Origin of the sequence: Agrococcus versicolor, assembly GCF_039531815.1 — a bacterium.
GTDB lineage: Bacteria > Actinomycetota > Actinomycetes > Actinomycetales > Microbacteriaceae > Agrococcus > Agrococcus versicolor.
On the sequence record NZ_BAAAQT010000005.1, the window covers coordinates 908049 to 927821 of the forward strand.

Below are 19773 nucleotides of genomic sequence, written 5' to 3' on the forward strand. Positions count from 1 at the left end.
ACCGATCGGTGGACGTCGCGTCCACCGCATGCCGCTCGCATCGTCGAGCAGATGGGAGCACGCTGCTGTCATGGCATCCAGCAGGCTCGTCGACGTGCAGCACCTGAGCAAGTCCTACGGCGACCACGTCGCCCTCGAGGACGTCAGCCTGCACGTCGACGAGGGCGAGACGCTCGCGCTGCTCGGCCCGAACGGCGCGGGCAAGTCCACGACGATCGAGATCCTCGAGGGCTATCGGGTCCGCTCGGGCGGGCACGTCCGCGTGCTCGGCGAGGACCCGCAGCGCGCAGGCGTCGCCTGGCGCGCCGGGCTCGGCATCGTGCTGCAGTCGAGCGGCGAGGCGTCGGTGGCGACGGTGCGCGAGGAGCTGCGCGCGCTCGCGGCGCTCTTCCCCGACGCTCGCGAGGTCGACGAGGTGATCGACGCCGTCGGGCTCTCCGGGCACGCCGGCCGTCGCATCGCCTCGCTCTCGGGCGGCCAGCAGCGCCGCGTCGAGGTGGCGATGGGCATCGTCGGGCGGCCCCGGCTGCTCTTCCTCGACGAGCCGACCACCGGCTTCGACGCGGAGGCGCGTCGCGACTTCTGGACCCTCATCCGCTCGCTGCAGGACGAGGGCACGACCATCCTGCTGACGACCCACTACCTCGAGGAGGCCGCCCGGCTCGCCGACCGGATCGTGGTCGTCGCGGATCGACGCGTCGCGGCGGAGGGCACGCCGACGTCGATCGGCGGACCGGAGGCGCGCCTGCCGATCGTGCGCTGGCGCGAGGCGGGGGCCGTGCGCGAGGAGCGCACGCACGCACCCGGCGTGCTCGTCGCCGCGCTCATCGCGCGGCTCGGCGAGCCGGAGGACCTCGAGGTCGTGCGTCCGAGCCTCGAGGACGTCTACCTCGACATCGTGCGGGCCGACCGTGCGGAGGCGGCGGCATGAGCCGCACGACGCTGCCCCGCGCGACCTCGGCCGCCGGCCTCGCACGCACGATGCGCATCGCCGCCGGCCGCGTCGCGTACGAGGTCCGCACGTACTTCCGGCAGCTCGACCAGGTCTTCTTCACGTTCCTGTTCCCCGTGCTGCTGCTCGGGCTGTTCGCGTCGGTCTTCGAGACGATGACCTTCCCGGACGGCGCGGGCGGCTCGACCGAGATCCCCGCGGCCGAGTACTACCTGCCGGCGATGCTCGCGTCGGGCATCCTGCTCTCCGGCGTGCAGAACCTCGGCGTCGACGTCGCGATCGCACGCACGAACGGCACCCTCAAGCGGCTCGCGGGCACGCCCATGCCGCCGATCGCGTACCTCGCTGGCAAGCTCGGCCAAGCGCTCGTGACGGGCGTGGCGCAGGCCGTCGTCCTGCTGCTCGTGGGGAGGCTGGCGTTCGGCGTCGAGCTGCCGTCCGAGGCGGGCGCGTGGGCGACCTTCGCGTGGGTGTTCGTGCTCGGCACGCTCTCGAGCGCGCTGCTCGGCATCGCCCTGTCGCGCCTCCCGCGCTCGGGGCGCAGCGCGACGGCCGTCATCATCCCCATCGTGCTCGTCGTGCAGTTCGGGTCGGGCATCTTCATCCAGTTCTCGCTGCTGCCGGACTGGATGCAGCAGGCGTCCCAGGCCCTGCCCGTCGCCTGGATGGCGCTCGGCATGCGTGCCGCGCTGCTCCCGGACGAGTACGCGGCCCTCGAGCTCGACGGCGTCTGGAACCTCGGGGGCGTCGCCCTGGCGCTCGGCATCTGGCTCGTCCTCGGCCTCGTGCTCGTGCGCCTGACGTTCCGATGGATCCGGCGATCGTGACGAGCGGCCCGACGCCCGCTCGGACGGATCCGACGCGCCCGACGCGGTGGGCCGATCTCGCGGTCGTCGCGATGGTGGTCCTCGTCGGCGCGCTGCTGTGGATCGTGCCGCTGCCGCCCGATCGCGTCGCGATCGGCACCGCCGCGCTCGTGCTCCTCGTCGTCGTCTGGGCTGCGATGCGCCGCTCGCTCGACGTCGGCCTCGCCGGCTCGGCGTGGCGGATCGCCGCGCTCTGCGTCGTCGGGCTCGCGTGCACCCTCGCCGCGCCGTGGCTCGCGATCGTCCAGGCCATGCTCCACCCGCTCGTGTGGCTCGGAGCGGCCCGCCGCCGCGTCGGCATCGTCGGCTCCGGCCTGCTCTGCGCGGCCGTCGGCGTCGGGTGGATCGCTCGCGACCCTGCCGACTGGTGGATCGCCGTGGCGGTGCAGGTCGGCTCGTGGGGCTTCTCGGCGTGGTTCGGCCTCTGGATCGCCTCCATCGACCGGCTGAGCACCGAGCGGCAGCTGCTCGTCGAGGCGCTGCAGGCGACGCGCGACGAGGTGGCCGCCCTCGCGACCGAGCACGGCGCATCGCAGGAGCGCGATCGCATCGCGCGCGAGATCCACGACACGATCGCGCAGGACCTCGCGGGCGTCGTCATGCTGCTCGAGGGCGTGCGCGAGCGCGCGACCGGCCGCGACGCCGACGACCTGTCGCGTGCCGAGCAGGCCGCGCGTCGCTCCCTCGGGGATGCGCGGGCGCTCGTCGCCGGGGAGATCGCGATCGACGTCGACGATCGCGGCCTCGCGCCCACGGTCGTGCAGGTCGCCGAGCGCTGGTCGCGCGAGAGCGGCCTCGACGTCGTGCTCGAGGTCGAGCAGACGACGCTCGGGCGCGAGGCGCAGGTCGTGCTCGTGCGCGCGCTGCAGGAGGCGCTGTCGAACGTGCGCAGGCACGCCGGCGGCACGCGAGCCCGCGTCGCCCTCCGCACGACGGGCGACGACGTCGTGCTGGAGGTGGACGACGACGGCGTGGGCATCCCCGCCGACCGCTCGGCCCACGGCGGCTTCGGCCTCGGCGCGATGGAGCGCCGCGCCGCCCTCGCAGGCGGGACCGCCACCACCGGTCGCTCGCCGCTCGGAGGCGCACGCGTCGAGGTGCGCGTGCCGACCGACCACGCGAGCGAGGTGCGCACGTGAGCGCCCCCATCCGCGTGCTGGTCGTCGACGACCACGAGGTCGTGCGCGCCGGCATCGTCGCCCTGCTCGAGCGGGCGGAGGGCATCGAGGTCGTCGGCGAGGCGGCCGACGGCGCCGGTGCCGTGGCACGGGTCGCCGCGCTGCGTCCCGACGTGACGCTCATGGACCTGCGGATGCCCGGCATGGGCGGCGTCGAGGCGACCTCGCGCATCGTGGCGGCGGATCCCGCAGCGCGCATCCTCGTGCTCACGACCTACGAGTCCGACGACGACATCCTCGCCGCGATCGCCGCCGGTGCCGCGGGCTACCTGCTGAAGGCCGCGCCCGCCGCCGAGGTCGTCGCGGGCCTGCGAGGCGTCGCGGCCGGCGAGACGGCCCTCGCGCCCTCCGTCGCGCGCGCCCTCGTCCGAGCGGCGCGCGAGCCGGAGCCGGCGCGTCCGGGCCTGTCGACCCGCGAGGCGGAGGTGCTCGCGCTCGTCGCGCAGGGGCTGACGAACCGCGCCATCGGCGCGCACCTCCACGTGGGCGAGGCGACGGTCAAGACCTACCTCGCGCGCGTCTTCGACAAGCTCGGGGTCGCCGACCGCACGCGCGCGGTGACCCGCGCGCAGGAGCTCGGCCTGCTCTGAGGCTCAGCGCGCCGCGCCCTCGTCCTGCACGCGCGGGTCCGGCAGGAGCGTCTCGACCGAGGGCTTGGCGCCCTGCGTCCTCGCCCAGACGACGAAGCCGACGGCGGTGAAGAGCCCGTAGAACACGTACATCGCCGCCGACGCGTAGTAGCCGGCGCTGATCAGCAGCGGCACGCCCACGAGGTCGACCGCGATCCACACGAGCCAGAACTCCGTCCAGCCGCGCGCCATGCCGTAGGTGGCCAGCAGCGATCCGACGAACGTCCACGCGTCCGCCCACACCGGCTCGAACGAGCCGAGGGCGCGGAAGAGCGGCGTGAGCGCCACCGTGCCGATGAGCATGGCGAGCACGATGCCCACGCGCGCCCGGCCGCTCGCCCACCGCGGCGTGATCTGGCCGCCGCCCGAGCGCGCCTGGCGCCAGCGCACCCAGCCGTAGACCGAGACGGCGATGAACATGACCTGCCTGCCGGCCTGGCCGAGCAGGCTCGGGAGCTCGTGGGCGGGATCGAGGATCGAGGCGAGGAAGACGCTCAGCAGCAGCAGGTTGCCGACGATGCCGACCGGCCACGCCCACACGCGCCGCGCCATGCCGCCCAGGGCGCTCGCGAGCCCGAAGACGTTGCCGACGACCTCGCGCAGCAGGAGCGACTGCCCGCCGGGCAGCGGGATCTGCGCGGTGTACGCGTCGACGAGCCAGGCGAGTGGATCCACGATGCAAGCGTGCCATGCGCGTCGCCGCTGGGTGATCGATGCCGTCATGTGCGGACGCGAGCGCGCTCGCCGTCCTAGGATCGGTCCCACCGCCCTTCGACAGGAGCCGCCGCATGACCTCGATCGTCGCCCCCACCGTGCTCGCCGATCGGCTCGTCGCCCGACGCTCCGTCGTGACCGACGTCGCGCTCGTCGGCGCCGGCGTCGCCGTCACGGCCGTGCTCGCGCAGGTCGCGATCCCGCTGTGGCCCGTGCCGATCACGGGGCAGACCCTCGCGGTGCTGCTCGTGGGCGCCTCGCTCGGCGCCGTGCGCGGCGCCGCATCGCTCGCGGCCTACGCGCTGCTGGGCGTCGCGGGCCTGCCGATCTTCTCCGACCAGACGAGCGGCCTCGCCGTGCTCGCGGGCCCCACGGGCGGCTACATCGTCGGGTTCGTCATCGCCGCGGCGCTCACGGGCTGGCTCGCCGAGCGCCGCTGGGATCGCCGCTTCCTCGGCGCCGCCGTCGCCATGACGGCGGGCACGCTCGTCACGTTCGCCGTCGGCCTGCCGTGGCTCGCGTTCGCGACCGGTGGCTCGCTCGAGCAGGTGCTCGCGTGGGGCCTGCTGCCGTTCATCCCCGGCGGCATCGTCAAGGCCCTCGTCGCCGCCGCCCTCCTGCCGCTCGCCTGGCGCGGCGTCCGCACGCTCGACGCGCGTCGCGGCGAGTAGCGGCACGGATCCGGCGGCCCCGACGATGGCGATGCGACGTGCGCTCGCGCTCGCGAGCGCCGGCGTCGCCGGCGCGCTCGTGCTCGTCGGCGCCATCGCCATCCCGTCCCTCGCCGGCGACCGCGCGGCGGTGCCCGCGCGATCGGCGTCGGGCGTGACGATCGCCGAGGCCATCGCCTACGGCGATGACGTCGCCCAGCGCATCGACGTGTGCCTGCCCCGCGGCGAGGCCACGGTCGACCGCGCCGCGATCCTGCTCGTGCACGGCGGGTCCTGGGCCCGCGGCAGCCGCACCGACGCGCACTGGCGCGACACCTGCGAGTGGCTCGCCGCGGCCGGCTACGTCGTCGCGAACGTCGACTACCGGCTCGCGCCCGCCCATCCGTTCCCCGCGGGCATCGACGACGTCACGGCGGCGCTCGCCTGGCTGCGGGCGCCCGAGACCCTCGAGGCGTATCGCATCGACCCCGCGCGCATCGGCGCCGTCGGCGGCTCCGCGGGCGGCAACCTCGCCACGCTCCTCGCGACGTCGGGCGAGGGCGCATGGGATGCCGGTCCGCGCGTCGCGTCGGTCGTGACGCTCTCGGCGCCGCTCGACCTCACGGGTGCCGACGTGGCCGACGACTTCGTCGCCCGGCAGCTCGCGTACCTCGGCTGCGACGCGTTCGTCGACTGCGCCGCCGCCGCGCTCGCGAGCCCGGCGACGTTCGCCGACCCCACCGATCCCCCCGTGCTCGTCGTGCACGGCGACGAGGACCCCATCCCCCTCGCGCAGGCGCGATCGTTCGTCGAGGCGCTCGAGGATGCCGACGCACCGGTGCAGCTCGCGGTCGTGCCGTCGCACCGCCACTCGATCGGGCTGCTCGAGGAGCCGGGCGTGCGCGACGCCGTCCTGGCCTTCCTCGAGACCACGCTGCAGGAGCCCGCGCTCGGCTGATCCGGCGCCGAACGGGGCATGTGGCGCGCGCGGAGCCCCGGGCCGCGTACCGTTGGAGGCATGACCGACACCGCGCCCGCCGAGGCCACCGACGTCGAGCGCCAGACGTTCGCCGACCTGGGCCTCCCGCCCGCCATCCTGCAGGCCCTGTCGGACGTCGGCTACGAGACCCCCTCGAGCATCCAGGCGGCGACGATCCCGACGCTGCTCGCCGGGCACGACGTCGTCGGCCTCGCCCAGACGGGCACCGGCAAGACCGCGGCGTTCGCGCTGCCGGTGCTCGCGGCGGTCGACGTGACCTCGACGGCGACGCAGGCGCTCGTGCTCACCCCGACGCGCGAGCTCGCGGTGCAGGTGTGCGAGGCGTTCGAGCGCTACGCGGCGCACCTCGGCGGCGTCCACGTCCTGCCCATCTACGGCGGTCAGGGCTACGGCGTGCAGCTGTCGGCGCTGCGCCGCGGCGTCCACGTCGTCGTCGGCACGCCCGGTCGCATCATGGACCACCTCGCGAAGGGCACGCTCGACCTGTCGCACCTCACGCACGTCGTGCTCGACGAGGCCGACGAGATGCTGCGCATGGGCTTCGCGGAGGACGTCGACCAGATCCTGGCCTCGACGCCCGAGGACAAGCAGGTCGCGCTGTTCTCCGCCACGATGCCGAGGCAGATCCGCGCGATCTCGCAGCAGCACCTGCGGAACCCGAAGGAGATCTCGGTGCAGGGCGGCGCGAAGACGTCGGCGAGCATCCGCCAGCGCGCGATCCTCGTGTCGTACCAGCAGAAGCTCGAGGCGCTGACGCGCGTGCTCGAGGTCGAGCCCTTCGACGGCGCCATCGTCTTCGTGCGCACGCGCTCCGAGACCGAGACCGTCGCCGAGCGTCTGCGCGCCCGCGGCTACACGGCGGCCGCCATCTCGGGCGACGTCGCCCAGCCCCAGCGCGAGAAGACGATCGAGCAGCTGCGCGACGGCCGCCTCGACGTCCTCGTCGCGACCGACGTCGCCGCGCGCGGCCTCGACGTCGAGCGCATCAGCCACGTCGTGAACTACGACCTGCCGATCGACACCGAGTCGTACGTGCACCGCATCGGCCGCACGGGCCGCGCCGGACGCACCGGCGACGCGATCAGCTTCGTCACGCCGCGCGAGCGCCGGATGCTCGGCTCGATCGAGCGCACGACGGGCGGCACGGTCGAGGAGATCCCGATGCCGAGCGCGGGCGAGGTCAACGCCTCGCGCCTGTCGAAGTTCGACGATGCGATCACGACGGCCCTCGAGGCCGAGTCGGCGCGCGTCGAGCGCTTCCGCGACATCGTCGCGCACTACGTCGAGCACCACGACGTGCCGTACAACGACGTCGCCGCAGCCCTCGCCGTCGTGGCGCAGGGCCCGACGCCCATGCTGCTCGACGAGCAGGACGACGTCGCCGCCCGTCCGCCGAAGCGTGCGCGCGAGCGCGACGACGCGCGCGGCGACGACCGCGGCGACCGGGGCGGCGAGGACCGCGGTCCGCGCCGCGAGCGTCGTGGCCCGTCGGACGCGACGACCTACCGTCTCGCGGTGGGCTCGCGGAACCGCGTCGAGCCGCGCCAGATCGTCGGCGCGCTCGCCAACGAGGGCGGCCTCGGACGCGACGACTTCGGCCGCATCCAGATCCGCTTCGACTTCACGCTCGTCGAGCTGCCCCGCCTCGACGACGCGCAGCTCGCGCGCCTGGCGGAGACCCGCATCCTGGGCAAGCCGATCGACATCCGCGTCGACAGCGGTGGGCGTCCCGAGCGCGGCGAGCGCAGCGAGCGCCCGCGTCGCGACCGCGACGACCGTCCCCGTCCGCGCACCGACGACCGCAAGCCGCGTCACGGTCGCGACTGAGGCGACGCGAGGCGGTCGAGCCGAGCCGGCTCGCCGTCAGCGGCGCGGGTTCCAGGTGCCCTGCGCGACGTCCGGCACGAAGTCGGTGAGGTCGACGGGCCAGCGCACGGTCTCCCCCGTCTGCGCCGAGAGGTACGCCGCCATGAGCAGCTCGGCGACGGCCACGCCGTTGCGCAGCGACTCCGCCGGCTGCTCGCCGCGCAGGAAGCACGCGGCCACGTGGCGGTTCTCTCCGGTGTAGCCGTAGGTCGCGGCCTCGTCGGCCACGACGGGCATGAGCCCCTGCTCGGCGTTCTGCTTCTCGAGCATGTCCTCGCCCTGCCCCTGGCCGAGCGCGCGCGACAGGAAGACGCGCGACTCGGTCTGCAGGGTGTCGGACTGCATCGAGTACTCGGGGCCGAGCAGCTCGAACGACAGGCGCAGGCCCGCGCCGACGTGGCTCCACGACGTCGTGCCCTCGGCGATGACGATCTCGCCGTCGCCGTTGACGAACTCCCACGCCGCGCGGGCGTAGTCCTCGCTCGGGCGCTCGCGGTAGTCGGGGGCGTCGGGGTAGAGCTCGAGCAGACGCTCGGCGTACGCGGGGCGGCCCCACTTGAGCGACTGGATGCTCGCGGTCACGGACACGGGCGTGAGCCAGTCGGCCGGATCGACGCCCGGCGGGGTCAGCAGGTACCGGCCGGCCTCGACCGAGTGGCACATCATGTCCGACAGCACGCCGCCGCCCTGCTTGACGCCGTCCCAGAACCAGCCCTTGTGCGGTCCGGAGTGCTCCTCGGCGCAGCGCGCGAGGTACGGCGAGCCCGACTCGGAGGCGCCACGACGCCAGACGAGCTCGTGCGCGCGCGTGATGGCGGGCGAGTAGACCTGGTTCTCGAGGTACGCGTGCAGGAGGCCGGCCTCCTCGACGAGGTCGAGGATCGTCTGCGCCTCGGCGACCGTGCGGCCGAGCGGCTTCTCGATCGCGATGCCCGTGAGGCTCGCGCCGTCGCGCACCTCGTCGCAGATGGCGCGGATGACGTCGAGCCGCGTGTGGTTGGGCGTGAGCACCCACACGGCGTCGACGCGCGGGTCGCGGACGAGCGCGCGGACGTCGTCGTGCACCGTGACGTCGCGTCCGACGGCGAGCTCCTCGGCGATCGCCGCGACGCGCGACGCGCTCTCGCGGGTGCGGGACGCGACGGCGACGACGTCGGCGTCGCGCACCCCCGTCCACGAGCGCACGTGGAACTCGCCGATGAAGCCTGCGCCGACGATGCCGACGCCGAGCACGGAACGATCTGCCATGGTGGATCCCTTGATCAGGAGCGGAGCCGACGCTGCCGGCCGTACACGGCGAGCAGCGCGATGAGCACGACGCCCTGCACGACGATGCGAGCCCATTCGGGCATCGCGAGCGTCGTGAGCAGGCTCGTGAGCACGGTGAGGACGATGGCGCCGACGGCGCTGCCCAGGTAGCCGCCGACGCCGCCCGCGACGAGCGTGCCGCCGATGACGACGGCCGCGATCGACGGGAGCGTGAGGTCGTCGGCGAGGTTGAGGAAGACCTGCTGCGAGTAGCCGACCATCGCGATGCCGCCGAGCGCTGCGAAGAGCGACGAGAGCACGTAGGCGCTCACGGTGACGCGGCGCACGGGCACGCCCGAGAGCCTCGCGGCCTCGCGGCTCGTGCCGATGGCGTAGAGCCGCGCGCCGAAGACGGTGCGGCGCAGCACGAGCGTGACGACGACGCCGAGCACGATCCACACGAGGAGGATGCCGGGGAGGCCGAGGACGTCGCGGCCGTTGACGAGCGACACGAGCGCGGGCGCGGCCCGACCGTCGGCGCGACCGCCGGTGACGACGAGGATGAGGCCGCCGACGACGCCGAGCATGCCGAGCGTCATGACGAACGGCGGGATGCGCAGCAGCACGATGCCGAGGCCGTTCGCGAGCCCGATGAGGGCTGCGACGCCGAGCGCGAGCAGGACGCCGGGGACGATGAGCGCGTCGTCGCCCGCCATGGTGCGGCTGGCGAGGATCGCGCCGAGCGTCGCGACGGTGCCGACCGACAGGTCGATGCCCTCGCCGCCGGAGAGGACGACGATCGTCTGGCCGATCGCGATGATGCCGAGGAACGACGCCACGCGCAGCATGTCGACGATCTGGTCGGGCGACGCGAAGCCGGGGCGCAGGATGCCGCCGATCGCGATGAGCAGCACCGCGATGAGCGCGGCGACGACGACGGGATCCTTGAGGATCGCCACGACGCGGGTCATCGGCGCCTCCTGGGTGCTCCGAGGGCGCTCAACGCGAGCGCGAGGATGACGACGACGCCGGCTGCGAGGGCGCGCCACGACGTGGGCAGGCCGATCGAGAAGAGGATCGTCGACGAGAGGGCGAGGATGATGGCGCCGGCGATGGCGCCGATGGGCGAGCCGATGCCGCCGCGCAGCGCGATGCCGCCGACGACGACGGCCGCGACGCTGTTGAGCGCGAGGTCGCCGCCGATGAAGGGATCGCCCGAGCCGGCGTTCCCGAGCACCGCGAGCCCCGCGAGGCCGCAGATGGCGCCGCTGAGCACGTACGAGGCGAGCTGGCTCGACTGCACGGGCACGAGCGAGGCGTACGACGCCGCGGGGTCGCCGCCGGTGGCGCGGATGTGCCGCAGCACGCGCGTGCGGCGCAGCACGAGCCAGCCGAGCACGACGGCGACGACGAGCAGCACCGACATCGGCACGGTCGCGATCGCCTGTCGGAACGTGCCGGTGAGCACGGCGGGCACGGTGCCGCCGGGCGTCGGCAGCACGAGCAGCGCGAGGCCGGAGAAGATCGAGGCCGAGGCGAACGTCGCGATGAGCGGCTGCAGCCGCAGGCGCGACACGACGAGGCCGTTCACGAGCCCGCAGGCGACGCCCGTCGCGACCGCGGCGGCGACGCCGACGAGCAGCAGACCGTCCTCGCCGCGCATCGTCTGCACCGCGACGACGCTCGAGAGGGCGACGATGGCGCCGGCGGAGAGGTCGAGCCCACCGCCGATCACGACGATCGCCTGCGCCACGGCGACGAGGACGAGCGGCAGGAAGGTCGCGAAGGTCGAGGCGACGCCGTAGGGGGTCAGCAGGTTGGGCTGCAGCGCGATCGCCGCCACGACGGCGACGACGAGCAGCGCAGCCGTGGCCCACGAGGCCACGCGCACGCCGCGCACGCGGTCGACGAAGGAGGTCGCAGGAGCCGCCTGCGTCGCGGTGGCGGTCATGCCGCGTCCTCTCCGGCGGGTGCGCCCTGGTCGCCCTCGCCGATGCGGAGGGCGGCCTGCACGAGGCGCTCCTCGGTGATCTCGTCGCCGACGAGCGTCGCCCGCACGGCGCCCTCGAAGAGCACGAGCACGCGGTCGCAGACCGTGACGAGCTCGCGGTCCTCGCTCGAGTTGATGATGACGGTCGCACCCTGGTCGGCGAGCGATCGGACGATGCGGTAGATCTCGGCCTTCGCGCCGACGTCGACGCCCTTCGTCGGGTCGTCGAGCAGCACGACGCTCGGCTCGGTGAGGAGCCACTTGCCGAACACGACCTTCTGGGCGTTGCCGCCCGAGAGGCTCGAGATCGGGTCGGCGAGCGAGCCGATCTTGATGGCGAGCGCGTCGACCATCGACTGGGCCGCGGCGCGCTCGCGCCGGGAGGAGAGCACGCCGACGCGCGAGCGCCCGGCGATGCTCGCGATGGCGAGGTTCTCCTGGATCGGGCGCGCGGGCAGCGTGCCCTGCGTGCCCCGATCGCCGGGCACGAGCGCGATGCCGCGGCTCGCGGCGGTGCGCGGGGATGCGAGACGCACGGGCTCGCCGTCGACCTCGACCTCGCCGGTGGCGTGGGTCGCGCCGAAGAGCGCGAGCAGCAGTTCGGACTGCCCCTGGCCCTGCAGGCCGCCGAGGCCGACGATCTCGCCGCCGCGAGCGTCGAGGTCGACGCCCCGCAGCGCGCCGCCCGCCAGGCCGCGCACGCGCAGCCGCACCGGTCCGTCGGGGACGTCGCCGTGCTCGCGCTCGACGGCCTGCACGTCGCCGACCATGAGCCGGACGATCTCGTCGGGCGTCGTGTCCGGCACGGACGTCTCGGCGACGGTGACGCCGGAGCGGAGGATCGTCGCGCGGTCGCACAGCTCGGTGATCTCGTCGAGGCGGTGCGAGACGAAGAGGATGGTGGCGCCGCCCTCGCGCAGCTCGCGGACGATCTCGAAGACGAGCGCGACCTGGTCGCGATGCAGCGACGCCGTCGCCTCGTCGAGGATGAGGACGCGCGGCTGCCGCAGGAGCGCCTTGCCGATCTCGACGATCTGCTGCTGGCCGGGCGCGAGGTCGCGGACGGCGTCGTCGAAGCGCACGTCGCCGAGCGCGGGCGCGAGGCGCTCGAGCATCGGGGCGACGCGTCGCGCGGCGGCGCGGTCCGAGAGGAAGCCGAGCCTGCCGGGCTCGCTGCCGAGCACGAGGTTGTGGCCGACCGAGAGGTCGGGCACGAGGCTCAGCTGCTGGTACACCGCGGCGATGCCGAGGCGGGCCGCCGCCCGGGGGGAGCCGATGCGCACCGGCTCCCCCGCGAGGGCGATCTCGGCGGCGTCCGGCCGGACGGATCCGGCCAGCACCTTGCCGAGGGTGGACTTGCCCGAGCCGTTCGGCCCGAGCAGCCCGTGGACCTCGCCGCCCGCAGCCGTGAGGCTGGCGTCGCGGAGCGCCTGCACGCCGCCGTAGCGCTTGTGCACGCCCGAGAGCCGCACGAGCGGCGAGGTCGTCGTCACCGGGTCAGTCCTGGACGAGGAACTGCTGGACGTCGTCGGCCGAGAGGATCGAGTCGAGCACGTAGGACTCGCCCTCGCCCTCGACCTCGGACCAGACGGCGTCGAGGTTCTCGTTCGTGACGGGCTCCTCGAGCTCGAGCACGAGCGTGTTGCCGTCGACCAGCTGCGACTCGTCGATCTCCTGGCCCTGCAGCATCGCCATCGCGAGGTGCAGCGCCGTGGCACCGGTGCCGGGAGGGTTCGTGACGCCGATGGACTCGAAGTCGTCCGACTGCTCGTTCCAGAGCTGGAGGAAGCCGTTGCGGGCCTCGCCCGTCACGACGATCTCACCCTCGCGGCCTGCGGCGATGACGGCCTGCAGCACGCCGAGCGCCATGCCGTCCTGCGTCCACACGCCGTCGATCTCGGGGTAGGTCGCGAGCAGGTTGCCCATCTGCTGCTGGCCCGTGGCCTGGTCCCAGCCGCCGTCGGCGGTCGTGAGGACCTCGACGCCGGCAGCCTCGAAGACCTCCTGGGCCGCGCCGTAGCGGGCCTCGTTCGCGGGGTGGCCCGAGATGCCGTTGACGGCGACGATCTGGCCGCCGTCGCCGACCTGCTCGGCGAGCCACTCGGCGCTCGTGGCCGCCCACTCGGCCTGGTCGATGCCGACGTTGATGACGGACTCGGCCGTCACGGCCTGGTCGATCGCGAAGACGAGGATGCCCTGGTCCGTGGCCTCCTGGAACACCTGGTCGAGCGCGGAGCCCGAGTTCGGGTCGGCGATGATCGCGTCGACGCCGGCGTTGATGAGGTTGCGGACCTGCTGGATCTGGCCGTTGACGTCGGTGTCGGCGTTCTCGAGCACGAGGTCCTCGAGCAGGCCCTCGTCCTGGTACGACGACGCCGCGTCCTCGATGTCGGAGATCATCTGGGTCCGGTACTCGGAGCCGACGAAGCCGTTCGAGACGCCGATCGTGAACGGGCCGGCGGCGTCGCCGTCGCCCGATGCGGCCGGTTCGTTCGAGACGGTGGAGCAGCCGGTGGCGACGAGCGCCGTCGCTGCGAGGGCTGCGATCGAGAGAAGACGCGTACGCATCCGATGCCTCCTTGCATCAGCAGCCGGCACTTTTGCGCAGACTGCGAGAAATGGTGATGCCAGTGTTGCACGAGGATTCCTCGCGGTGCCAGGGCCGTGACCGGATCGTGACCTGGCTCAGCTCGCGAGCAGGCGCTCCAGCGGTCCGAAGGCGTCGATCGCGACGGCGGCCGCACCCAGCAGCGCGCCGTCCTCCCCCGTCGAGGGCGGCACGAGCCGCGGCAGGTGCAGGACCCTGCCCGCGAGGCGGCGCTCGAGCTGCGGCACGATGACGTCGGCGAGCGGTGCGAAGCGTCCCGCGAGCACGACGACCTCGGGATCGAGCAGCGCCGACACGTTCGCGAGGGCGACCGCGAACTCGTCCAGCACGCGATGCGCGAGCGCTGCCGCCGGCCCCGTGTCGTCGAGCGCGGCGAAGAGGGCCGCGAAGGGATCGCCGCCTGCGAGCACGATGCCGTCGGCCTGCGCGCGCCGTTCGAGGCCGATCGAGCCCAGCTGCGTCTCGAGGTCGCCGAAGTCGTCCGCTCGCCGCTCGATGGGTCGCGCATCCAGCAGCATGCGGCCGATCTGGCCCGCGAAGCCCCGGGATCCCTCGAGCACGCGCCCGCCCTCGACGATGCCGGCGCCGATGCCCTCGAAGACCGCGAGGGCGACGAGGCTCGACGCCTCGCGGTGCTCGCCCCAGCGCGACTCGGCGAGGGCGATGAGGTTCGCGTCGTTCGCGACGACGAGGGGGGCGTCGATGCGCTCGCGCAGCAGGTCGCCGATGCGGATGCCGCGCCACCGCAGCGCAGGCGCGAGGTCGATGACGCCGTCGGGCTGCACGGGCCCCGGGATCGCCATCCCGAGCGCGATGGGCGTGCGCGGCGCCGCATGCCACGCCGCCTCGACGGCGTCGAGGGTGTGGCCGAGCCTCGCCTGCGGATCCTCGGGAGGGTCGACGAGCCGCTCGAGGCCGCGCACCGCTCCCCCGAGGTCGACGAGCGCGAGCGTCGTGTGGCGGTCGGCGACGTCGACCGCGAGCACCGCGGCGGCCCGATCGTCGACCTGCACGCGGCCGAGCGGCCGTCCGCCGCTCGGACCGACGGCGCTCTCCTCGAGCAGCAGCCCCGCGTCCATGAGCGCCGCCACGGCGCGCGAGACGGTCGCGACGCTCAGGCCCGTGCGGTCGGCGAGCTCGGCGCGCGAGGCGCCCTGGGCCTCCCTGGCCGCCTGGAGCACCGCGGCGCGGTTGCGGTGCGTCGTCGTCTGCGAGCTCACGTCGGCCATCCTGGCATCGGAGCCCGCCTGCGGCCTCGTGGGCGCGCCCGAGCGTCGGCGGCGGACGCGCCGCGCGTCCGCGACGGGCGAACCGCCCGCGTGCCGTCGGCGGCCCGTCGTAGGCTTGTCGGATGACCGGCCAGGCCCCCGCCCCGCACCCGTCGCCGAGGCGACGCGCGAGCCTCGAGGTGCTCCGCGCCGAGGCGGCGGACGAGCGCGAGGTGCTCGTCGAGGAGCGCCTGCGCGCCGGCGAGGACCCCTGGGACTTCATGGCCGACCTGCCGAGCGTCGACGAGCTCGTCGTGCTCCTGCTGCGCTCCGAGCGCATCCTGCCGCCAGGCGCCCCGCGCCCCGACGCCGACGTCAGCGACGTCGTCCTGCGCCGCATCGCCGCCGACTACCCGCCGCTCGCGACCACCGTGTGGTCGATGCTCTCCGAGGCGGAGTCGGTGCGGGCGTGGGCGCCGCGCATCCGCCGCATCGGGCGCTGACCCCGCGCACGCCGCACGCACGACGAACGGCGCAGCACCCGTGGGTGCTGCGCCGTTCGTGGTCTGGATCAGGTCAGATCGTGAAGCCGAGCGCCCGCATCATCTCGCGGCCGTCCTCGGTGATCCGCTCGGGACCCCACGGCGGCATCCACACCCAGTTGATGCGGAAGCGCGCGACGGTGCCGTCGAGCTTGTCGGCGATCTCGGTCTCGATGACGTCGGTGAGCGGGCAGCCCGCGCTCGTGAGCGTCATGGAGATGACGAGCGCGTCCTGCTCGTCGTCCCACGCGAGGTCGTAGACGAGGCCCAGGTCGACGATGTTGACGTCGAGCTCGGGGTCGACGACGCCCTTCATCGCCTCGGTGACCTCGTCGAACAGCTCGGGTGCGAGCTCGGTGACGGGCATCAGACCCCTGCCTTCAGGAAGCGGTCGTAGCCCTCGTCCTCGAGCCGCTGCGCGAGCTCCTTGCCGCCCTGCTCGGCGACCTTGCCGTCGACGAAGACGTGGACGAAGTCGGGCTCGATGTACCGCAGGATGCGCGTGTAGTGCGTGATGAGCAGCACGCCCATGTCGGTCTTCGCCTTCACGCGGTTGACGCCCTCGCTGACGATGCGCAGCGCGTCGACGTCGAGGCCGGAGTCGGTCTCGTCGAGCACGGCGAGCCGCGGCTGGAGCAGCTCGAGCTGCAGGATCTCGTGGCGCTTCTTCTCGCCGCCCGAGAAGCCCTCGTTGACGTTGCGCTCCGAGAACGTCGAGTCCATGCGCAGGTCGGTCATCGCCTCGCGCACCGACGTGATCCACGGACGCAGCTGGGGAGCCTCGCCGTCGATCGCCGTCTTGGCCGTGCGCAGGAAGTTCGACACCGTGACGCCGGGGATCTCGACCGGGTACTGCATGGCGAGGAAGACGCCGGCACGAGCGCGCTCGTCGACGCTCATCGCCAGGACGTCCTGGCCGTCGAACGTGATCGAGCCGCCGTCGACCTGGTACCGCGGGTGGCCGGCGATCGTGTACGCGAGCGTCGACTTGCCGGAGCCGTTCGGGCCCATGACCGCGTGGATCTCGCCCGAGTTGATCGTCAGGTCGACCCCCTTGAGGATGGGCTTCGAGCCCTCCTGCGTCTCGATCGAGACCTGCAGGTCCTTGATCTCCAGGGTGCTCACGTCAGCTCCTTCCGTCGGCCATGAGGCCGGATACGTCGATGGGGTTGGTGACGTCGACGAGCACGTCGTCGCCGTCGATCGTCACCGGGTAGACCGGCACCGGCTCGTAGGCCGGCAGGTTGAGGGGGTGCCCCGTGCGCAGCGAGAAGGCCGAGCCGTGGGCCCAGCACTCGAGCGTCTCGCCGTCGACGAAGCCCTCCGACAGCGAGACGTCGCCGTGGGTGCATCGGTCGCCGATGGCGTGGATGTCGCCCGCCGAGTCGCGCACGATCGACACGGCGATGCCGTCGATCTCGACCTTGCGCGGCTCGGCGACGGAGACGTCGGTCGTCGAGCAGGCGCGCGTCGCGGTCATGCCCCCGCCCGCGACGCCGGGGCGAGCCCCGCGCCGCGCGCGATCTCGGCCTCGATGTCGGCCGCGAGGCGCTCCTCGAGGGCGGGGATGCCGATGCGCTGCACGATCTCCATGAGGAAGCCGACGACGACGAGGCGCCGGGCCTGCTCCTCGGGGATGCCGCGAGCCTGCAGGTAGAACAGCTGCTCGTCGTCGAAGCGACCGGTCGCCGAGGCGTGGCCCGCGCCGGCGATGTCGCCCGTCTCGATCTCGAGGTTCGGGATCGAGTCGGCGCGCGTGCCGTCGGTGAGCACGAGGTTCTGGTTCTTCTCGTACGAGTCGGTGCCGGTCGCGCCGTGGCCGATGAGCACGTCGCCGATCCAGACCGTGCGTGCGCCCTTGCCCTGCAGCGCACCCTTGTAGAGCACGTCGCCCTTCGTCGCGACGCCCTCGTGGTGCATGTAGACCTGCGACTCGAGGTGCTGGCCGGCATCCGCGAACGCGAGTCCGAGCATGTCGCCGGACGAGCCCTCGCCCGCGAGGCGCATCGACGGATTCACGCGCACGACGCCGCCGCCGAACGACACGACGACGTGCTTGAGGTACGCGCGAGCGCCGACGACGGCCTGGTGCGCCGCGGCGTGCACCGCGTCGTCCTCCCACTCGTGCACGGCGACGACCGTGAGGCGGGCACCGTCGCGCACGATGATCTCGACGTTCTGGGCGTACGCCGCGGAGCCCGTGTGCTCGAGCACGACGGTCGCGACGCTGCCCGGCTGCGCCTCGATGACGACGTGCGCCTGACCGTGCCTGTCGGCACCCTGGCCGACGAGGCGTACGACGAGCGGCTCGTCGACGGTCTCGCCCTCGGGGATGCGGATGTGCAGCGCATCCTCGCCGTGCTTCCAGGCGAGGGCCGCGGTCACGTCCTCCGGCACGAAGATCTCGCCGCGCACCGGCGCGTCGTGACCCTTCGACGGCACGAGGTACCCGGCCGCCTCGATGGCCGCGACGTCGTACGCGATCGCCTGCGCCTCGCCCGTCTCGGTCGCCTCGTCGACGAACAGCGGCGCGAGGCGCTGCACGTCGGAGAGCTTCCAGTTGACCTCGCGGCCCGTGGGCATGCCGAAGGCGTCGGGGTCGAACGACGTCGGACGCCCGGATCGCGTCTGCACGGGCACGGCGCTGCGCTCGCGACGCGGTGCCGCGCCGGGATCGGTCCTCGCGGCGCCCGCTGCGGTCTCGGTGGTGTCTGCGGTGCTGGTCTCAGCCGTGGTCATCAGCCGACGGATCCTTCCATGCTCATCTCGATGAGCTTGTTGAGCTCGAGGGCGTACTCCATGGGCAGCTCGCGCGCGATGGGCTCGATGAACCCGCGCACGATCATCGCCATGGCCTCGTCCTCGGGCATGCCGCGGCTCATGAGGTAGAACAGCTGCTCCTCGGAGACCTTCGAGACCGTGGCCTCGTGGCCGAGCACGACGTCGTCGACGCGGATGTCGATCGCCGGGTACGTGTCGGACCGCGAGATCGTGTCGACGAGCAGCGCGTCGCAGCGCACGGTGTTGGCCGAGTGGTGCGCGTTCGCGTCGACCCGGACCTCGCCGCGGTAGCCCGCGCGCCCGCCGCCCCTGGCGATGGACTTCGAGACGATGGACGACGTCGTGTGCGGCGCCATGTGGATCATCTTCGCGCCGGCGTCCTGGTGCTGGCCGGGACCTGCGAACGCGACCGAGAGGGTCTCGCCCTTCGCGCGCTCGCCCGCGAGGTAGATCGACGGGTACTTCATCGTCACCTTGGAGCCGATGTTGCCGTCGATCCACTCCATCGTCGCGCCCTCGTGCGCGATCGCACGCTTCGTGACGAGGTTGTAGACGTTCGTCGACCAGTTCTGGATCGTCGTGTAGCGGACGCGGGCGTCCTTCTTCACGATGATCTCGACCACGGCCGAGTGCAGCGAGTCGGACGAGTAGATCGGGGCGGTGCAGCCCTCGATGTAGTGCACGTACGAGCCCTCGTCGGCGATGATGAGCGTGCGCTCGAACTGGCCCATGTTCTCGGTGTTGATGCGGAAGTAGGCCTGCAGCGGGATCTCGACCTTGACCCCCTTGGGGACGTAGACGAACGAGCCGCCCGACCACACCGCCGTGTTGAGCGCGGCGAACTTGTTGTCGCCGGACGGGATCACGGAGCCGAAGTACTCCTCGAAGATCTCGGGGTGCTCGCGCAGGGCCGTGTCGGTGTCCATGAAGATGACGCCCTGCTCCTCCAGCTCCGTCTGGATCTGGTGGTACACGACCTCCGACTCGTACTGCGCGGCCACGCCGGCGACGAGGCGCGAGCGCTCGGCCTCCGGGATGCCGAGGCGGTCGTACGTGTTGCGGATGTCCTCGGGGAGGTCCTCCCACGACTGCGCCTGGCGCTCGGTGGAGCGCACGAAGTACTTGATGTTGTCGAAGTCGATGCCCGAGAGGTCGGCGCCCCACGTGGGCATGGGCTTGCGCTCGAACAGCTGCAGCGCCTTCAGGCGCCGCTCGCGCATCCACGCCGGCTCGCTCTTGAGGTCGGAGATCTCCTCCACGACCTGCGGGTTGATGCCGCGCTTGGCGATCGCACCCGCCGCATCGGAGTCGTGCCAGCCGAACTCGTACTGGCCGAGTCCCTCCAGCTCCGGTCGGTCGATCAGCACATCTGCCATCGCTCCCCCTCACCTCTTCGAAGTCTGCAAACGGATGGGCCACCCTCGTCATTCCACGCGCACCGCGAAGCGGTGGCAGACTTGGAGGGCTGATGGGCATAGCCCGAACGGGCCTCATCCGTCCCCCCAGCCTATCGTGACCCGCCCACGCGCACCGGAATCGGA

At 73.0% G+C, this 19773-nt stretch carries 20 protein-coding genes; 8 read left to right on the forward strand and 12 right to left on the reverse strand.

Translation table 11 applies throughout. The features are described from left to right. The first annotated feature begins 70 nt into the window (after nucleotides 1-70). Genes ABD249_RS07290 through ABD249_RS07305 form a run of 4 tightly spaced genes read left to right on the forward strand, consistent with a single transcriptional unit; the run spans nucleotide 71 to nucleotide 3586 of the window. Nucleotides 71-931, forward strand: coding sequence for an ABC transporter ATP-binding protein (locus ABD249_RS07290; protein WP_344342177.1), 861 nt, complete (start codon nucleotides 71-73; stop codon nucleotides 929-931). After that, nucleotides 928-1779 carry an ABC transporter permease gene (locus ABD249_RS07295; protein ID WP_344342179.1) on the forward strand — a complete coding sequence of 284 codons (852 nt, stop codon included), beginning with the start codon at nucleotides 928-930 and terminating at the stop codon, nucleotides 1777-1779. Before ABD249_RS07290 ends, ABD249_RS07295 begins: the two co-directional genes overlap by 4 nt. Further along, complete coding sequence (locus ABD249_RS07300; protein ID WP_344342182.1) at nucleotides 1761-2957, forward strand: sensor histidine kinase; 1197 nt, start codon at nucleotides 1761-1763, stop codon at nucleotides 2955-2957. The genes ABD249_RS07295 and ABD249_RS07300 overlap by 19 nt, the downstream gene beginning before the upstream one ends. Next, nucleotides 2954-3586, forward strand: coding sequence for a response regulator (locus ABD249_RS07305; protein ID WP_344342184.1), 633 nt, complete (start codon nucleotides 2954-2956; stop codon nucleotides 3584-3586). The genes ABD249_RS07300 and ABD249_RS07305 overlap by 4 nt, the downstream gene beginning before the upstream one ends. A 3-nt stretch (nucleotides 3587-3589) precedes the next feature. Here ABD249_RS07305 and pnuC read toward each other — a convergent pair whose 3' ends face one another. Next, nucleotides 3590-4300 (reverse strand): nicotinamide riboside transporter PnuC, encoded by a 711-nt coding sequence (gene pnuC / locus ABD249_RS07310; protein WP_344342186.1) that lies wholly within the window; start codon nucleotides 4298-4300, stop codon nucleotides 3590-3592. Nucleotides 4301-4413: 113 nt separating this feature from the next. Here pnuC and ABD249_RS07315 point away from each other — a divergent pair, with 113 nt between their 5' ends. From ABD249_RS07315 to ABD249_RS07325, 3 genes are read left to right on the forward strand one after another with little or no spacing between them, the layout of a single operon-like run. Then, the gene (locus ABD249_RS07315) at nucleotides 4414-5010 is read left to right on the forward strand and encodes a biotin transporter BioY (protein ID WP_344342189.1); all 597 of its coding nucleotides are present in this window, start codon (nucleotides 4414-4416) and stop codon (nucleotides 5008-5010) included. Between the two features lie 31 nt (nucleotides 5011-5041). Next, complete coding sequence (locus tag ABD249_RS07320; protein ID WP_344342191.1) at nucleotides 5042-5947, forward strand: alpha/beta hydrolase; 906 nt, start codon at nucleotides 5042-5044, stop codon at nucleotides 5945-5947. A 60-nt stretch (nucleotides 5948-6007) separates the two neighbouring features. After that, nucleotides 6008-7816 (forward strand): DEAD/DEAH box helicase, encoded by a 1809-nt coding sequence (locus tag ABD249_RS07325; RefSeq protein WP_344342194.1) that lies wholly within the window; start codon nucleotides 6008-6010, stop codon nucleotides 7814-7816. Between the two features lie 36 nt (nucleotides 7817-7852). Here ABD249_RS07325 and ABD249_RS07330 read toward each other — a convergent pair whose 3' ends face one another. The 6 genes from ABD249_RS07330 to ABD249_RS07355 form a co-directional block, all read right to left on the reverse strand. After that, a complete protein-coding gene (locus tag ABD249_RS07330) occupies nucleotides 7853-9103 on the reverse strand; it encodes a Gfo/Idh/MocA family protein (protein WP_344342196.1) in 1251 nt (416 codons plus the stop codon). Between the two features lie 14 nt (nucleotides 9104-9117). Further along, a complete protein-coding gene (locus ABD249_RS07335; RefSeq protein ID WP_344342198.1) occupies nucleotides 9118-10074 on the reverse strand; it encodes an ABC transporter permease in 957 nt (318 codons plus the stop codon). After that, entirely contained in the window at nucleotides 10071-11054 is a 984-nt protein-coding gene (locus ABD249_RS07340; protein WP_344342201.1) for an ABC transporter permease, read from the reverse strand. The genes ABD249_RS07335 and ABD249_RS07340 overlap by 4 nt, the downstream gene beginning before the upstream one ends. Then, a complete protein-coding gene (locus ABD249_RS07345; protein WP_344342203.1) occupies nucleotides 11051-12586 on the reverse strand; it encodes a sugar ABC transporter ATP-binding protein in 1536 nt (511 codons plus the stop codon). Before ABD249_RS07345 ends, ABD249_RS07340 begins: the two co-directional genes overlap by 4 nt. 4 nt (nucleotides 12587-12590) lie before the next feature. Further along, entirely contained in the window at nucleotides 12591-13661 is a 1071-nt protein-coding gene (locus ABD249_RS07350; protein WP_344342205.1) for a substrate-binding domain-containing protein, read from the reverse strand. Nucleotides 13662-13778: 117 nt separating this feature from the next. Further along, the gene (locus tag ABD249_RS07355; protein WP_344342208.1) at nucleotides 13779-14921 is read right to left on the reverse strand and encodes an ROK family transcriptional regulator; all 1143 of its coding nucleotides are present in this window, start codon (nucleotides 14919-14921) and stop codon (nucleotides 13779-13781) included. A gap of 131 nt (nucleotides 14922-15052) precedes the next feature. Here ABD249_RS07355 and ABD249_RS07360 point away from each other — a divergent pair, with 131 nt between their 5' ends. Beyond that, a complete protein-coding gene (locus tag ABD249_RS07360; protein WP_344342210.1) occupies nucleotides 15053-15412 on the forward strand; it encodes a tryptophan synthase subunit alpha in 360 nt (119 codons plus the stop codon). A gap of 73 nt (nucleotides 15413-15485) precedes the next feature. On the opposite strand, the gene ABD249_RS07365 is transcribed toward ABD249_RS07360, so the two are convergent. The 5 genes from ABD249_RS07365 to sufB are packed head-to-tail and all read right to left on the reverse strand — an operon-like array spanning nucleotide 15486 to nucleotide 19608. Further along, nucleotides 15486-15818 carry a metal-sulfur cluster assembly factor gene (locus ABD249_RS07365; RefSeq protein ID WP_344342213.1) on the reverse strand — a complete coding sequence of 111 codons (333 nt, stop codon included), beginning with the start codon at nucleotides 15816-15818 and terminating at the stop codon, nucleotides 15486-15488. After that, nucleotides 15818-16576: a Fe-S cluster assembly ATPase SufC gene (gene sufC, locus ABD249_RS07370; RefSeq protein WP_344342215.1), complete on the reverse strand. Its 759-nt coding sequence runs from the start codon at nucleotides 16574-16576 to the stop codon at nucleotides 15818-15820. Before sufC ends, ABD249_RS07365 begins: the two co-directional genes overlap by 1 nt. Before the next feature lies 1 nt (nucleotide 16577). Next, a complete protein-coding gene (locus ABD249_RS07375) occupies nucleotides 16578-16931 on the reverse strand; it encodes a non-heme iron oxygenase ferredoxin subunit (protein WP_344342218.1) in 354 nt (117 codons plus the stop codon). Beyond that, entirely contained in the window at nucleotides 16928-18190 is a 1263-nt protein-coding gene (gene sufD, locus ABD249_RS07380; RefSeq protein WP_344342220.1) for a Fe-S cluster assembly protein SufD, read from the reverse strand. Before sufD ends, ABD249_RS07375 begins: the two co-directional genes overlap by 4 nt. Continuing rightward, nucleotides 18190-19608, reverse strand: a complete 1419-nt coding sequence (gene sufB / locus ABD249_RS07385; protein ID WP_344342222.1) for a Fe-S cluster assembly protein SufB — start codon at nucleotides 19606-19608, stop codon at nucleotides 18190-18192. The genes sufD and sufB overlap by 1 nt, the downstream gene beginning before the upstream one ends. Nucleotides 19609-19773 lie beyond the last annotated feature (165 nt).

Bases quoted from the DNA above. Each gene is read 5' to 3' on its own strand.
- ABD249_RS07290 (WP_344342177.1), top strand. From the start codon at position 71: ATGGCATCCAGCAGGCTCGTCGACGTGCAGCACCTGAGCAAGTCCTAC.
- ABD249_RS07295 (WP_344342179.1), top strand. From the start codon at position 928: ATGAGCCGCACGACGCTGCCCCGCGCGACCTCGGCCGCCGGCCTCGCA.
- ABD249_RS07300 (WP_344342182.1), top strand. From the start codon at position 1,761: ATGGATCCGGCGATCGTGACGAGCGGCCCGACGCCCGCTCGGACGGAT.
- ABD249_RS07315 (WP_344342189.1), top strand. From the start codon at position 4,414: ATGACCTCGATCGTCGCCCCCACCGTGCTCGCCGATCGGCTCGTCGCC.
- ABD249_RS07320 (WP_344342191.1), top strand. From the start codon at position 5,042: ATGCGACGTGCGCTCGCGCTCGCGAGCGCCGGCGTCGCCGGCGCGCTC.
- ABD249_RS07325 (WP_344342194.1), top strand. From the start codon at position 6,008: ATGACCGACACCGCGCCCGCCGAGGCCACCGACGTCGAGCGCCAGACG.
- ABD249_RS07330 (WP_344342196.1), bottom strand. From the start codon at position 9,103: ATGGCAGATCGTTCCGTGCTCGGCGTCGGCATCGTCGGCGCAGGCTTC.
- ABD249_RS07335 (WP_344342198.1), bottom strand. From the start codon at position 10,074: ATGACCCGCGTCGTGGCGATCCTCAAGGATCCCGTCGTCGTCGCCGCG.
- ABD249_RS07340 (WP_344342201.1), bottom strand. From the start codon at position 11,054: ATGACCGCCACCGCGACGCAGGCGGCTCCTGCGACCTCCTTCGTCGAC.
- ABD249_RS07350 (WP_344342205.1), bottom strand. From the start codon at position 13,661: ATGCGTACGCGTCTTCTCTCGATCGCAGCCCTCGCAGCGACGGCGCTC.
- ABD249_RS07360 (WP_344342210.1), top strand. From the start codon at position 15,053: ATGACCGGCCAGGCCCCCGCCCCGCACCCGTCGCCGAGGCGACGCGCG.
- ABD249_RS07365 (WP_344342213.1), bottom strand. From the start codon at position 15,818: ATGCCCGTCACCGAGCTCGCACCCGAGCTGTTCGACGAGGTCACCGAG.
- ABD249_RS07375 (WP_344342218.1), bottom strand. From the start codon at position 16,931: ATGACCGCGACGCGCGCCTGCTCGACGACCGACGTCTCCGTCGCCGAG.
- sufD (WP_344342220.1), bottom strand. From the start codon at position 18,190: ATGACCACGGCTGAGACCAGCACCGCAGACACCACCGAGACCGCAGCG.
- sufB (WP_344342222.1), bottom strand. From the start codon at position 19,608: ATGGCAGATGTGCTGATCGACCGACCGGAGCTGGAGGGACTCGGCCAG.